13 protein-coding genes are annotated in these 14,453 nt (G+C 70.7%); 4 read left to right on the top strand and 9 right to left on the bottom strand.

Annotation, left to right across the window (positions count from 1 at the left end):
* Nucleotide 1 precedes the first annotated feature (1 nt).
* Nucleotides 2-748, bottom strand: a complete 747-nt coding sequence (locus tag QM621_RS04345) for an enoyl-CoA hydratase/isomerase family protein (RefSeq protein ID WP_414989135.1) — start codon at nt 746-748, stop codon at nt 2-4.
* 185 nt (nt 749-933) lie between these two features.
* Complete coding sequence (locus tag QM621_RS04350; RefSeq protein ID WP_414989136.1) at nt 934-2,331, bottom strand: short-chain fatty acyl-CoA regulator family protein; 1,398 nt, start codon at nt 2,329-2,331, stop codon at nt 934-936.
* Nucleotides 2,332-2,492: 161 nt separating this feature from the next.
* On the opposite strand from QM621_RS04350, the gene aceA reads away from it, so the two are divergent.
* Both aceA and aceB read left to right on the top strand, forming a co-directional pair.
* Complete coding sequence (gene aceA, locus QM621_RS04355) at nt 2,493-3,794, top strand: isocitrate lyase (protein ID WP_414989137.1); 1,302 nt, start codon at nt 2,493-2,495, stop codon at nt 3,792-3,794.
* Nucleotides 3,794-5,395 (top strand): malate synthase A, encoded by a 1,602-nt coding sequence (aceB, locus tag QM621_RS04360; RefSeq protein WP_414989138.1) that lies wholly within the window; start codon nt 3,794-3,796, stop codon nt 5,393-5,395. Before aceA ends, aceB begins: the two co-directional genes overlap by 1 nt.
* Nucleotides 5,396-5,677: 282 nt before the next feature.
* Here aceB and QM621_RS04365 read toward each other — a convergent pair whose 3' ends face one another.
* The 7 genes from QM621_RS04365 to nth all read right to left on the bottom strand — a co-directional run bounded on the left by QM621_RS04365 (nt 5,678) and on the right by nth (nt 11,978).
* Nucleotides 5,678-6,514 (bottom strand): MT-A70 family methyltransferase, encoded by an 837-nt coding sequence (locus QM621_RS04365; protein ID WP_414989139.1) that lies wholly within the window; start codon nt 6,512-6,514, stop codon nt 5,678-5,680.
* Between the two features lie 86 nt (nt 6,515-6,600).
* Nucleotides 6,601-7,344 carry a BglII/BstYI family type II restriction endonuclease gene (locus QM621_RS04370; RefSeq protein WP_414989140.1) on the bottom strand — a complete coding sequence of 248 codons (744 nt, stop codon included), beginning with the start codon at nt 7,342-7,344 and terminating at the stop codon, nt 6,601-6,603.
* 136 nt (nt 7,345-7,480) lie between these two features.
* Nucleotides 7,481-8,845, bottom strand: coding sequence for a cytochrome P450 (locus QM621_RS04375; RefSeq protein ID WP_414989141.1), 1,365 nt, complete (start codon nt 8,843-8,845; stop codon nt 7,481-7,483).
* 4 nt (nt 8,846-8,849) lie between these two features.
* On the bottom strand, nt 8,850-10,019 hold the full coding sequence (locus tag QM621_RS04380) for a MarP family serine protease (protein ID WP_414989142.1): 1,170 nt from the start codon (nt 10,017-10,019) through the stop codon (nt 8,850-8,852).
* Entirely contained in the window at nt 10,016-10,660 is a 645-nt protein-coding gene (locus QM621_RS04385; protein WP_414989143.1) for an NUDIX hydrolase, read from the bottom strand. The genes QM621_RS04380 and QM621_RS04385 overlap by 4 nt, the downstream gene beginning before the upstream one ends.
* The gene (locus QM621_RS04390; protein WP_414989144.1) at nt 10,657-11,226 is read right to left on the bottom strand and encodes a TlpA family protein disulfide reductase; all 570 of its coding nucleotides are present in this window, start codon (nt 11,224-11,226) and stop codon (nt 10,657-10,659) included. The genes QM621_RS04385 and QM621_RS04390 overlap by 4 nt, the downstream gene beginning before the upstream one ends.
* Nucleotides 11,223-11,978, bottom strand: a complete 756-nt coding sequence (nth, locus tag QM621_RS04395; RefSeq protein WP_414989145.1) for an endonuclease III — start codon at nt 11,976-11,978, stop codon at nt 11,223-11,225. Before nth ends, QM621_RS04390 begins: the two co-directional genes overlap by 4 nt.
* A 92-nt stretch (nt 11,979-12,070) precedes the next feature.
* On the opposite strand from nth, the gene QM621_RS04400 reads away from it, so the two are divergent.
* Nucleotides 12,071-12,790: a Crp/Fnr family transcriptional regulator gene (locus QM621_RS04400; protein WP_414989220.1), complete on the top strand. Its 720-nt coding sequence runs from the start codon at nt 12,071-12,073 to the stop codon at nt 12,788-12,790.
* Between the two features lie 2 nt (nt 12,791-12,792).
* Nucleotides 12,793-14,445, top strand: a complete 1,653-nt coding sequence (locus QM621_RS04405) for a LuxR C-terminal-related transcriptional regulator (RefSeq protein WP_414989146.1) — start codon at nt 12,793-12,795, stop codon at nt 14,443-14,445.
* The last annotated feature ends 8 nt before the right edge of the window (nt 14,446-14,453 follow it).

The following is a 14,453-nucleotide window of genomic DNA, read 5'->3' on the forward strand; positions in this document are numbered from 1 at the left end:
TTCAGTCGCAGTGGCGGAAGTCGGGGGAACGGCGCTCGACGAACGCGCGCCGTCCCTCGCGGTAGTGGCGGGGCTCGCGGCCCGCGGTCACGGCGCGGCCTCGGGTGATCCGCTGCGCGCCGTCGATGGTGGCCGGCGAGCGTCCGGTCAGCAGACGGGCGAAGTCGAGCGCCCGGCTGAACGCCTCGCCCTCGGGCACGACCTCGTTGACGAGGCCCGCCTCACGCGCCCACCAGACGTCCAGCAGCTCGCCGCCCAACAGCATGCGGCGGGTCTCGGCCACCCCGACGAGCGCTTCGAGCCGCCGTGTCGGGGCCTCCGGGTAGACGATGCCGAGCCGGGAGGCGGTGACGCCGAAGCGCGCGGTGGTGTCGGCGAAACGCAGGTCGGCGGCCACCGCGATCTCGCATCCGCCGCCCACGCAGTCGCCGGAGACGGCCGCGATGACCGGCGTCAGGGTCTCGGCGATCACGTGCTCGGTGGCGACGTGAACGCGGTGGAAGTCGGCGGGGTCGGTCGGCAGGTCGCGAATGTCGGCACCGGAGCTGAAGTCCATGCCGTAGCCGCGCAGCACGATCGCGCGCACGTCGGGGTCGGCGTCGAGGGCGGCCACCACACGGGCCAGCTCCCGCCACATCGGAATGGTCATGGCGTTGCGCACCTCGGGATGGCGCAGCGTGACGATCGCGATGTGGTCGCGCGTCACGGCTTCGACGCGTCCTCCGGTGGAGCTCCTGTGCAGGATCACGGCGCGGGTCCTCTCGTCGGGTGTGACTCCCTCATCCTGCCGACTCGCGCCGCCCGACGGAAGGGCGCGAATCTGCGAAGAACAGCCAAGACCCCCACTTCATCTTGGCTCGCGTTCTTCCCCAGATTTGCTGACTTATCCACCATTCCCAGGCCGACAAAGGGTGGATAAGTCAGCAAATCTGGCTAGGGGGCGAGGGGGTAGGGGGCGAAGGAGCCACGGCCGGGGTCGATGCGCAGCGGGCGGCCGATGGGCGGGGCGGCGCGCTGCGGGCAGGCGGCGCGGTCGCAGGTACGGCAGCCGGGGCCGATCGGCATGACGTCGGGGTGGGCGAGGTCGAGACCCTGGCTGTAGACCATGCGCCCGGCGTGCCGCAGCTCGCAGCCGAGGCCGATCACGAAGGTCTTGGCCGCGTTGCCGTAGCCGCCGCGCCGCCGGGTCACCGTGCGCGCCACCCACAGATACCGCTGGCCGTCGGGCATCTCGGCCACCTGCACGTCGACGCGACCCGGCGCGGCGAAGGCGTCGTAGACGTTCCACAGCGGACAGGTGCCGCCCGACCGCGAGAAGTGGAAACCCGTCGCCGACTGCCGCTTGGAGATATTGCCCGCCCGGTCGACCCGCACGAAGATGAACGGGACGCCCCGCATCTCCGACCGTTGCAGCGTGCTCAACCGGTGCGCGACCGTCTCGTAGCCGACGCCGAAATGGTCGGCCAACACCTCCACGTCGTAGCGCATCTTCTCGGCCGCCCGGAAGAACGGCGCGTACGGCAGGATCAGCGCCCCCGCGAAGTGATGCGCCAGACCGATGCGGGCCAGCTCGCGCGTCGTGTCGTCGGGCCAGACCTCCTCGTCCAGCACCTGCTCGATGACGTCGCCGGCCTCCAGATACGCCAGCTGCGTCGCCATGCGGAAGGCCTGCTGTCCCGCGCGGAGGTCGGCCGAGAGGGTCAGCGTGCGACGGCGGTCATCGTAGGCGTGCGTGTCGACGCCATCGTCGTCGCGCGCCGGCACGACCGAGATGCCGTGCGCCGACGACAGATGCTCGCGCAGATGCCGCCGAACCTCGCCGCGCCGGGTGCCGATCGACCGTGCCAGCTTCTCGGCGGCCCGGTCGAGCGAGTCGATGTAGTTCTGCCGGGCGTAGAAGAAGTCGCGCACCCGCTCGTGCGGCATGAGCGACGGGGCCTCCGTGCGCGCGTCGGTCATCGACTCCAGCAGCGTCATCGCGTCGCGGTAGCGCCGATGCAGCGCCGACACCGCCTCGGCGACCTCCGGCATCGTGCCCGCGATCTGCTGCAAGTCCGACAGCGGCGGAGTCTGTCCGCCAGACGCCTCCGGCAGCGCCTCGCGCAACTCGGCGAGCTGGCGGGCGGTGTCCTGCGGGGCGAAGAACGCCGGGTCGACGCCGAAGACCTCGGTGAGCCGCACCAGCACCGTCACGGTGAGCGGCCGGGTGTCGTGCTCGATCTGGTTCAGATAGCTCGGCGAGATCGCCAGGACGCGGGCCAGCTCGACCTGGCTGAGCCCGCGCTCCTCGCGCAGCCGCCGCAGGCGCGTCCCCGCGAAGATCTTGTCCATAGGCCGAGCGTAAGCCGAGATCCGCGAAGAAAGTTATTCGCAAGCTTCGCAAAATCGCGGGATGTGGTTGTCAAGAACTAGCCATTTACGTGCGTTTACGCAGGTCAGAAGCTCATGTGTACTCGCTAGCACGACATCCACGTCCCCTCGAGGAGATTCACATGACCGCCACGCCCCTCACCGCCGAGCAGCTCGACCAGCAGTGGGCCACCGACCCGCGCTGGCGATGCGTCAAGCGTGACTACACCGGCGCCGACGTCGTCCGCCTGCGCGGCACCGTCCAGGAGCAGCACACCCTCGCCGACCTCGGCGCGCGCAAGCTGTGGGACTACGTGACCGGCCAGGTCGAGGGCGTCGACTACGTCAACGCGCTCGGCGCGCTGACCGGCAACCAGGCCGTGCAGCAGATCCGCGCGGGCCTGAAGGCCATCTACCTGTCCGGCTGGCAGGTCGCCGCCGACGCCAACCTCGCCGGCCAGACCTACCCCGACCAGAGCCTCTACCCGGCCAACTCGGTCCCGGCCGTGGTCCGCCGCATCAACAACGCGCTGCTGCGCGCCGACCAGCTCGAGCACGTCGAGGCCACTGACAACGGGCACCGTGTCACCCGCGACTGGATCGCCCCGATCGTCGCCGACGCGGAGGCCGGCTTCGGCGGCCCGCTCAACGCCTACGAGCTGATGAAGGCCATGATCGCCGCCGGCGCCGCGGGCGTGCACTGGGAGGACCAGCTCGCCAGTGAGAAGAAGTGCGGCCACCTCGGCGGCAAGGTGCTCATCCCGACCCAGCAGCACGTCCGCACGCTGAACGCCGCGCGTCTGGCCGCCGACGTCTCCGGCGTCCCGTCGGTCGTCATCGCCCGCACCGACGCGCAGGCCGCGACCCTGCTGACCAGCGACGTCGACGAGCGCGACCGCAAGTTCCTCACCGGCGGCCGCACCCCTGAGGGCTTCTACGAGGTCAGCAACGGCATCGAGCCGTGCATCGACCGCGGCATCGCCTACGCCGAGTACGCCGACCTGCTGTGGATGGAGACCTCCGAGCCCGACCTCGAGCTGGCCCGCCAGTACGCCGAGGCCATCAAGAAGGAGCACCCGGACCAGCTGCTGGCCTACAACTGCTCGCCGTCGTTCAACTGGAAGAAGCACCTCGACGACGACACCATCGCCAAGTTCCAGCGCGAGCTCGGCGCGATGGGCTACACCTTCCAGTTCATCACCCTGGCCGGCTTCCACGCCCTCAACCACTCGATGTTCGACCTGGCGCACGGCTACGCTCGCACCGGCATGAGCGCGTACGTCGAGCTGCAGGAGCGCGAGTTCGGCGACGAGGACCGCGGCTACACGGCCACCCGCCACCAGCGCGAGGCCGGCACCGGCTACTTCGACGCGATCAGCACGACCGTGAACCCGGCCTCGTCGACGACGGCGCTGACCGGCTCGACCGAGGAGGCACAGTTCTGATGGCTGTCACCCGCAACGACATGGAGTTGCTCGGCCCGGAGGGGCCGCGCGACGCCGAGATGCTCACCGACGGGGCGCTGGGCTTCCTGCGCCTGCTGCACTGCCGGTTCGACGAGCCGCGCCGTGAGCTCCTGCGGGCGCGCGCCGAGCGCGACCCGGTCGAGGCCTTCGCCTTCTCCCCCGAGACCGCCGCGATCCGCGAGGACCGCACCTGGCGGGTCGCGGGGGCAGGTCCGGGCCTGGAGGACCGCCGCGTGGAGATCACCGGCCCGGTGGACCGGAAGATGACGATCAACGCGCTCAACTCCGGCGCGCGCTGCTGGCTGGCCGACTTCGAGGACGCCACCGCGCCGACCTGGCGCAACGTCATCGAGGGTCAGATCAACCTGCACGACGCGATCAGCCGGGTCATCTCCCACGAGGAGAACGGCAAGCAGTACAGGCTCAAAGAAGACCAGCGGCTCGCCACCATCATCGTGCGACCGCGGGGCCTGCACCTGGCGGAGCGTCACGTGCTCATCCAGGGCCGGCCCGTCGCCGGGGCCCTGTTCGATTTCGCCGTGTACATGCACCACAACGCGCGACGGCTGATCGCCCAGGGCGCCGGCCCCTACTTCTACCTGCCGAAGCTGGAGAGCCATCTCGAGGCGCGCTGGTGGGACGAGGTGTTCACGCTCGCTGAGCGCTGGTACGGACTCCCGCACGGCACGATCCGCGCCACCGTGCTCATCGAGACCTTCCCGGCGGCCTTCCGCATGGAGGAGATCCTCTACGAGCTGCGCGACCACATGGCCGGGCTGAACGCCGGACGCTGGGACTACATCTTCAGCGCCATCAAGAACGTCGGCGGCGATCCCGCCAACGTCTTCCCCGACCGGGTCGCGGTGACCATGACGGTGCCGTTCATGCGCGCCTACACCGAACTGCTCGTGTCGACCTGCCATCAGCGGGGCGCGCACGCGATCGGCGGCATGGCGGCGGTCATCCCCGCTAAGGACCCGGCGGCCAACGAGGCGGCGCTGGCGAAGGTGAAGGCCGACAAGGAGCGTGAGGCCGGCGACGGTTTCGACGGCTCCTGGGTGGCGCACCCGGGCCTCGTGCAGACCTGCGTGGACGCGTTCACGGCGGCCTTCGGCGACGCGCCGAACCAGCTCGACAAGCTGCGCGAGGACGTCGCGGTGACGGCCGAGCAGTTGCGCGACATCGCCGCGACGCCGGGCGAGGTGACGACCGAGGGCGTGCGCGCCAACGTGTCGGTGCTGATCCGGTACGTGAACGCGTGGCTCGACGGCCTCGGCGCGGTCGGCTTGGACGGGCTGATGGAGGACGCCGCCACGGCGGAGATCTCCCGCTGCCAGTTGTGGCAGTGGAGCAAGCACGGCGTCCGCACCAGCGACGGCACGGCGGTGACGCCCTTCCACATCGCGAAGGTGTTGGAGAACGAGCTGTCGAAGGAGGCCGCCGCGAGCGGTCTGTCCGAGGAGCGGGTCGACGCGCTGCGCGAGCTGGTCCGCTTCGGCTGCCTCGGCGACGAGCTGCCGGAGTTCCTAACGAACCGGGCCTACGACGACCACCTCGTCACCCTCCCGGTGCCCGCGTGAGCATCGAACGCGTCGCGGTCGTCGGCGGCTTCGGCGGCCTATGAGACCGGCTGGTTGGCGCTGGGACTCCTCGACGCGGGAGCCTTCCTCCAAGGGCGCGCGGGGCTTGTCAGTGGGTAGTCCCGTCCCGGGTCCAGGAGCCCATCTCTTCTCCTCGCGAGATGGTGAACGGGGACCAACCCAGCGCCGGCCAGCCTCCTCTCGCCATCGGACCGCGCATACCGGTGGTGGACCGGCTCCGTCGGTGAAAGGTCGGTCCGTTCTCAGCGGAACTCAGCCGAATCACTTCTTCTCAGTCCTCGACGGACGCCCGGGTCGTCGCAACTCGGTACCGGCGGCCTGCAGGACGGAGCGAACCCGACCGATGCTGACCCCCTCGGATTCTGCTATCTCTCGAATTGATTCGCCCGCCGTGTAGCGCTTCTTGTAGACCTCGCCGATGCGTTCCTGCGCCTCTACCGGAAGGTGGATGCCGGGGGGAATCACCGAGGGACGTTCAATCTCGCCTCCCTGGTACCCACGGTGCACCTTGCCACGGGGCGCCACCTCGTCGGCGGACTCGTCGCCCCAAACCGTCCACCCCGGCTGCGGGTGACGAGCGAACATCTCCAGGTAAGGACCCGGGGAACAGCGCTCGATCAGGTCGTACTGCTCATCTGGCTTCCGCGAATGCTCTCGCTTGCGAGACTCGATCATGTTCACCTGCGAACGAGCGGGCGGCAACGTGCGCATACTCCCGCGAACGCCGAACAGAATCGGCTCGGTGACGTTGCGGAAGTAGAAACCGACCCCCCGCCCATCAGGCCCGCCGTCCTTGCGACGCTTGGCCCAGATCACGTTCGAGACGTATCGGAAACCCCATGCCTCCATCACGCGAAGACCCTCGGGCAGGAGCGCATTGGGAACCCACAAATAGAGGTGGGCGTCCTTGGCCGCGACATCAGCCACTGGCAAGTCGCAGATCGACTTCAGATCCATGGTCGAGTAGCGGTCGAGCCGTCGATGCTCAGGTGCGACCTTGCCCGTACGATTGGCGAATCGCCACGGCGGGTCAGCAAGGATCGTCTTCCACCCTCCCTCGACGCCGGGCAGCGGGGGGGGCGGCTGCTCGTCACGCAACGGCGGCGCGGGGTCTTGTCGACTCGTACGGCTTAGATCTTTTTCTCGCACGAAAAAGATCTTTGCATAAGCTACCCCTCCGGCCCTCACTCACCCGGCGTGTCGCCCGCCGGAATGACTCCTCCCGTGGCGGCCGGGACCTGTGGGACCGGCGCGCGGTTCCAGGTTCGCGTCGTGATCGAGATCCCCAGAAAGGGACACCCTCCGGCGTTTCCCGACTGAACCCGAGGGAGCAGCTTCCCCGCGTTCGTCGTGGTCGTGGTCTTCAACCACGCCTTAGCGGACGCCTCGTCCTGGCCCGCCCTCCGACGCAGGTCCACACCCAGGTCCCGGAGATCGGCATGCTCCCGCGTGATCATCACCGCCACGTCGACGAAGCCGACCTCGTAGAGCCAGCGGTACATGTTCAAGTCGCGGTCCAGGTTGCCGTCCTTGGCATTCCACTCGACGTCGAGCACCACGCGGCCCTTCACATTGTCAATGAAGTACCCCTCGTTGGTTTGGTCTGCCTGAGCACGAATGGCACCGGGCTTGTTGCGTGGCCCCCGTTCCCGCATGAAGTTGCGGATCGTCGTGACCGCTTGTTCCTCTTTCCACTCCCGGTCCCTGAAACCGTGGTTCAGCCGCGCGGCGATCCCTGTCTCATTGCCGCCCGTCGCCATGATGTCGTAGGTCGTCAGCTCGAAGCCCTCGAGCACATCGCAGAGATCTCGGAACTCATCCGGGTTGGTGGCCGACAAGATGGCGGCCGCGTTGCGCGTCTCCATGAAGTCGTACCTGTCGATGATCGCCTGAGGCATCACATCGCGCCAAGAGTCGGTGAGATCCATGCGAAGAGGCTACTGTCGTGGCGGACGGCGTGGAAGCGACATCGTCGTCATGTCGGCGACGAGACGTGGGATCGGGTTCTTCAGGATCCCCCCGCACAGGTCACGCTATGAGGAGAAACGTCCTAGGCTCGACCCCTCAGGGGCGGGTGGAGAGGAGTCGGACGCGGCCGCCCTGGGCGGGGATCATCGTGACGTTGCGGTGGCGCGGGCGCTCGGGCGGCGCGTCGGTCACAGCGAAGTCGGCGCGACGGGCCATCTCCCGCAGGACGACGCGCAGCTCGGCCATCGCCAGCGCGGCGCCGAGGCAGCGGCGGTCGCCGCCGCCGAAGGGCAGCCAGGCGTAGGGGCTCGGCCGCACGCCGACGAACCGGTCCGGGTCGAAGCGCTCCGGGTCGGGATACAGGTCCTCGCGGTGGTGCGTCAGCAGGATCGCCATGACCACGCGCGTCTCGGCGGGCACGACGAAGTCCCCGAAGCGCCACGGAACGCTCGGCCGCCGTGCGACCACCGGCACGACCGGACGCGCCCGCATCGCCTCCTTGACCGTCGCCTCCAGATACTCCTCGCCGCCGGAGCGGACCTCCTCGCGCAGCCGGTCGTAGGCCGCAGGCGTGCGGGTCAGCCGCTCGAAGGCCCACGCGACCGTGTTCGCGGTCGTCTCGTGCCCGGCCAGCACCAACGTCAGCAACTCGTTGCGCAACTCGACGTCGGTCAGCGCGGACCCGTCCTCGTCGCGCGCGTCGAGCAGCAGCGACAAGATGTCGTGCCGCTCCCCCGGCGCGTGCGCGGCACGACGCTCGGCGATCACCGCGAACATCGCCCGGTCGAGCAGACCGATCACCCACTTCTGCGGCCCGACCGGCTCGGCGCTGCGCAGGTTGACGAACTCGCCGGCCTTCGCCACCGGACTCGTCGACAGCCGCAACACCTGCCGCACCCGCGTCCGCAGCCGCCGCTCGGCCTCCCCGGTCCGCCGGTCGATGCCGAAGACCCCCGCCATGATCACGTCGAGGGTGATGGCCTGCGCGGCGTCGGCCAGCCGCAGCGTCGCTCCCGCCTCCCAACGGTCGAGCTGCCGGGCGGTCGCCTCCTCGATCTGCGCCTGGTAGCGCGCGACAGCCTCGCCGTGGAAGGGCGGCATGAGCAACTTGCGCCGACGACGGTGGTCGTCGCCGACCATCGTCAGCACCGACAGCCCGACCACCGGCCGCACCGGCGACTCCCCGGCCAACGACGGAGCCAGCCGCGGCTCGGCGAACAGCGAGCGCAGGTGGTCCGGATGCGACACGACCGCGACCGGCAGCTCGTCGAGCAGGGAACGGAACGCGAAGACGTCGCCGTGACGTCGCGCGCCCTCGGCCAGCTCCCCGCTGAAGTCGGCGCTGATCCGCAGACTCTGCCGCAACCGTCCAGCCCCGAACACCGGCGGCGCGGTCCGTGGCGCGTCAGTCCCCGCCGGGCCGGCCGGAGAAGGAGGGAGGGAGCCCGTGCCGTCCGTCATCGCCCTACGCGCAGTTCCCCGTGGAGACCGCCTTCGTGGCGGCGGCGCCCTGGTCGGCGGCCTCGCGCACCTGCTCGGCGGTCAGCGCGTAGCCGGTGTTGGAGTCGGTGATCGACGCCGCGAAGATCACCCCGAGCACCGCGCCCTCGGTGGAGACCAGCGGGCCGCCGGAGTTGCCCGACCGCACCAGCGAACGGATGGAGAAGGACTCCCGGATGTGCTCGCCCTGGTCGTAGATGTCGGGGCTGTTCAGCCGGATCTCCTCGCGGATGCGGGCCGCCTGCGCGTCGAAGGGGCCGTTGCCGGGATAGCCGAGCACGGCGGCGTCCTGCCCGGCCTCGCCGTCGTAGTCGAAGGGCAGCGCGGGCAGGTCGAGGTCGACTTTCAGCACCGCGACGTCGAGGTCCGGGTCGAAGTGGACGACCGTCGCCGGGAACGACCCGGTGGTGGTCACGACGTCGGGGGCCGCGACCCCCGCGACGACGTGCGCGTTCGTCATCACCCGGTCGTCGGCGAAGACGAAGCCGGAGCCCTCGATGCCGGTGTCGCAGGTGGTCTGGCCGAGGATCTTCACCACCGACCCCGACGCCTGGGCCACCCCCGGCAACTCCAGCGTGGACGGGTCGGGCGGGCCGACCTTGACGATGTCCTCCTCGTCGAAGGGGTCGAGGTAGCGCGGGAAGAGATTGGCGTCGATGACGTCGCTGAAGGCCTGCAGCAGCCGGGGGGCCTGCGGCGGCATGACGTCGTCGACCGCGCCCAGGATCGCCGAGCCGCGCACCCCCGTCGACAGGTAGGGCACCGAGGCTCCGCTGACCACGTAGCCCAGCGCCCAGGACACGACGAGCGCCGAGACCACGCTGAGCGCGCCGCCGCCCGTCGCGTCGATCCAGCGCCCGGGTCGGGTTCCGACGGACTTGCGCAGGTCCGCGCCGAAGACGGTCCCCGCGACCTGGCCGCCGGCCGCCGCGATCACGACGACGGCCAGCGCGCCGAGCGAGGACCACAGCGTCGGCTCGTCGGGCGAGATGACGTAGGGCACGACGAGCACCGCGATCAGGCCGCCGCAGAGCAGGCCGAGCGTCGCGGCGAGGTTCGCCAGGAATCCCTGCACGATCCCGGAGACCATGAAGGCCAGCAGCAGCACGACCAGCACGACGTCGACGGCGTTCACGGCAACTCCCGCACGACGTCGGCGTTCCACGGGCGCTCCCACCCGACGACCTCGAAGAGCCGCGCGAGGATGCCCGCCGTGAACCCCCACAGCGGGACCGGCGTGCCGACGTCGAAGGCGGGGCCGCGCCACCCAGAGGGATGCACGACGGTGAAGCGGCGGGCCGGGTCGAGGAGCTCGTCGAGGCTCTGATGCAGCACCGATCCGACCTCCGCGTCGGACACCGGCGAGAGCACCTCCGGCTCGCGCCAGTAGCCGAGCACCGGGGCGACGGCGAAGTTGCTGGGCGGCAGCCAGAGCGTCGGCAGCACGCCGAACACGTCGACCGCGCCCGGGTCGAGGCCGACCTCCTCGCGGGCCTCGCGCAGCGCGGCGTTGACGAAGCCCTGCTCGCCCTCGCCGTCCTCGGGGTCGAGCCGACCGCCGGGGAAGGAGACCTGTCCGGCGTGCTGGCGCATGGTCGGGGCGCGCTCGGTCAGCAGCACTTCGCGGCCGGAGGGTCCGTCGGAGAAGGCGATGAGCACCGCGGCCGGGCGGGCGCCCGCCGGCGGGTGCGGGAAGCGCGGCGAGAGTCGTTCGGCGCGCACCGAGGAGGCGATCTCGGCGAGGGGGCGCAGCCAGTCGGGCAGGGCGGTGGTCACGACCCCACCTCCAGGTGCTCGGCGATATCGCTGACCAGTCCACCGTAGTCGGTGTACGGCGTGGGCTGCGCGCCGACGACCTCGCCGTCGACCAGGAAGACGGTGGCGGGCAGGCCCCGCAGGCTGAGCGGGACGCGCAGCGAGCTGGAACGGTCGGCGGCCTGCGGGTACGCCACACCCGCCTCGACGGCGAGCTCGACGGCGGCCTCCGGGTCCTCGTCGGCGAAGAGCACGCCCACGAACGTCACCTCGCCCGCGTACTCTCGCGCGGCCCGGGCCAGCAGCGGCAGCTCCTCCCGGCACGGCTCGCACCAGTGCGCCCACACGTTGACGACGACCGGGCCGTCGAGGTCGAACAGGTCGACGGGCTCGCCGGTGGCCAGGCAGACGAGGTCGCCCCCGCCTGCTCCGCCGGGCGGGCAGTCCTCGATCCCGGCGTCCCGTGCTGCCGCGACCACGGCGTCGTCGACCGGCGCCCCCTGCGTCCGCTCGTTCGCCGACCGGTCCGGCGCGCACGCGGCGAGCAGGAAGGCGAGGAGAAGGGCCGCCGCGACGGAGCCCTTCATGCGCGCCCCTGCGTCGTCACCAAGGCCTCCGCCTCGACGGGGTCCGTGGGGCCGAGGCCGTAGGACGGGCACCAGCGCGACACCGGGCACGCGCCGCAGGCGGGCTTGCGGGCGTGGCAGCGGCGGCGTCCGTGGAAGATCAGCCGGTGGCTGAGCATCGCCCAGTCCCGCTTCGGGAACAAGGACCCGAGGGCGTGCTCGGTGCGCACCGCGTCGGCGACCGTGTGCGCGTCGGCCCAGCCGAGCCGCTCGACCAGCCGCAGCACATGGGTGTCGACCGGCAGTCCCGGCACGTCGAAGGCGTTGCCGAGCACGACGTTCGCGGTCTTGCGCCCGACCCCCGGCAGCGTGACGAGGTCGGCCATGCGGGCGGGCACCTCGCCGTCGAAGCGCTCGACCAGCGCCGCGGAGAGGCCCAGCAGATGCCCCGTCTTGGCCCGGAAGAAGCCGGTCGGACGGATGACCTCCTCCACCTCGGCGCGCTCGGCGCCTGCCATGGCGGTGGCGTCGGGCCAGCGGGCGAACAGTGTCGGGGTGATCGCGTTGACCCGCCGGTCGGTGGTCTGCGCCGACAAGACCGTCGCGACCAGCAGCTCGAACGGCGAGCCGAAGTCGAGCTCGCAGTGCGCGTCGGGATAGGTCTCGGCTAGTACGCGGTGGATTTTGCGGGCGCGTCGCACGAGCGCGGTCCGGGAGACGTCACAGGGCGGCGGTGCCGTCTCCTCGACGGTGATCGCGCCTCGACTCGTCACCGGTCCAGCCTAGCCAGCGGTCCGTCTCAGTGAATTCTGTGTGTCGATCCGGCGCGACACCTCCCGGAAAGCCTGAAGATGTGTCAGACTTCATGCGGACGTGTGACGAGATTGACATTGGAGAGAAGGCCATCGTGTCTGATGACGTGCTCCGCCAGGCCCCCTTGTTCGCCGGACTCGACGAGGAGGCGGCCGCGACGCTCGAGGCGTCGATGGCGACGGCGAGTCTGCGGCGCGGCGAGGTGCTCTTCAACGAGGGTGACGAGGGCGATCAGCTGTACGTCGTGATCGACGGCAAGATCAAGCTGGGCCGCACCTCGCCCGACGGCCGCGAGAACCTGCTCGCCATCCTCGGCCCGGGCCAGATGTTCGGCGAGCTGTCGTTCTTCGACCCGGGTCCCCGTTCCGCCACCGCCACCGCCGTGACCGACGTCGAGATGCGCAGCCTCGGCCATGAGGCTCTCAGCCCCGTGCTCGACGCGTACCCAGGGGTCGCGAAGGCGCTGCTGCACCAGTTGGCCGGCCGCCTGCGCCGCACCAACGAGGTCGTCGGCGACCTGGTCTTCTCCGACGTCCCCGGTCGGGTCGCGAAGGCATTGCTCGACCTGGCCAGCCGCTTCGGCCGCGGCGCCGACGACGGCATCCATGTCAACCACGACCTCACGCAGGAGGAGTTGGCCCAGCTGGTCGGCGCTTCGCGAGAGACGGTCAACAAGGCGCTGGCCGACTTCGCCTCGCGCTCGTGGCTGCGTCTGGAGCCCCGCTCGGTCATCATCCTCGACCTCGAACGCCTGCAGCGTCGCGCCCGCTGAGCGTGAACGATCGCGTCGAGCGCACCTGGCTCACCCTCGACGGGATCGTCACCGGATACCCGTATTTCGGGCGCGACGACAGCGCCGCCGACTCCTGGTCGGCGGCGCTGTCGTCATTCGAGGCGTCTTGGCTCCTCGACCACGAACGAGCGTGGTCCAGGGCCGAGCGAGCGGTCGCCCTCTTGCCCGCGAACCTCCACGATGATCCTGAGACGGTCGTCCTCGCCTACGCGACGCTGGCGCTGGCCCGCGCCGGACTCGGCCTCCGTGGCGATTGGACCGACCTCGCCCCCGGCCTGACGCCGACCGGCGACCCGCTCATCGACGCGCACCCCTTCCTCTTCACGCTCGGTCCCGGCGACGCGGCGACTTTCGCCCGCTACGCGATGGCCGAGGCCGCGTTGGCGCTCGGCCGTGTCTCACTCTCCCATCGGCTGCTGCGCTCGTCCGCGTCGTTCGCGGACCAGCTGGCCGGTCATCATTTCGAGACGGTGATGACCGTGCTGCAGGTCCGCGCTGCGGCCTTCGCCGGATGCGTCACCCACGCCACCCAGTACGCCGCCGCGCTGTCGGCCGAATCCGACGACCGCCTTTCCCTGCTGGTCGAGTCGACCCGTGCCCTGGTCAGCGGATACGCCGCCGACCCGACGGCCACCCATCGACTGACCGCCCGCGTCGAACAGCTCAGGCCCACCCGCCACGACCGCCTCACGTCCGGCGTGGCGCTGCTGTGCGCCTACGGCCTGATCGCGCTGGGCGAGGTGCGTCGCTCCGCCGCGCTCATCGGCCGCTCCGGCTGGCAACGGGCCATGGTGATCGACCGGGTCATCGCCCACGAGTTCCTGATCCACGCCGCGATCGACGACGGCGACGACGTGGCGGTCGCAGCCTGGCTGGCGGCCGCCGAGAAGCAGTTCGAGGGCGACCCCATCGCCACCTCCACGGTGGAGCGCTGTCGCAGTCGGGCGGCGCTCTTCCTCGGCGATCCGGCGGCCGCGCTGGCGGCGGCGGAGCGCTCCATCGCCGCAGCGCGGGTCGATGGACGGGCCGTCGAGGCGGCTGAGGGCGAGATCGTCAAGGCGCACGCCGGGATCGCCCTCGGCGAGCGCGGCGAGGTGGCCCGTGATCTGGAACGGCTCATCGACCGGACCGACTCGACGGGCTTCCGCGCGGCCCGACGCTCGGCCAACCGCGAGTTACGCGGCACCGGACGCCGCCTGCGACCGGTGCGCGGGCTGGGCGGGTCGGCGCTGAGCGAACGGGAACGACAAGTGCGCGACCTGCTGTTGTGCGGCCTCGGCACAGCGCAGATCGCGGCCGAGCTGTTCATCTCGACGCACACCACGCGCGTCCACCTGGCCCGAGTGCTGGCCGCGTACGGCGTGCCGTCCCGGGTGGCGTTGGCGAGACAGGTCGCACGGACCTCCGGCGACCCCGACGTGGCGGCGGCCTGGCTCCGCTACCGTCTGACGTCTCGTCAACGGGCGGTGGCCCGCGAGACGGTGGCGCACGCCAGCACCGCCGAGATCGCCGAGGCCCTGGGACTGTCGGTCCGCACGGTGGAGAAGCATCTCACCGCGATCATGCGCGCCTGGGGGACCGACAGTCGTCTCGGCGTCGTGGTGCGGGCCGGGGGCGTGCTGCCGCGCCAGTGAATAAGCCG

Origin of the sequence: Aeromicrobium sp., assembly GCF_047606445.1 — a bacterium.
Taxonomy (GTDB): domain Bacteria; phylum Actinomycetota; class Actinomycetes; order Propionibacteriales; family Nocardioidaceae; genus Aeromicrobium.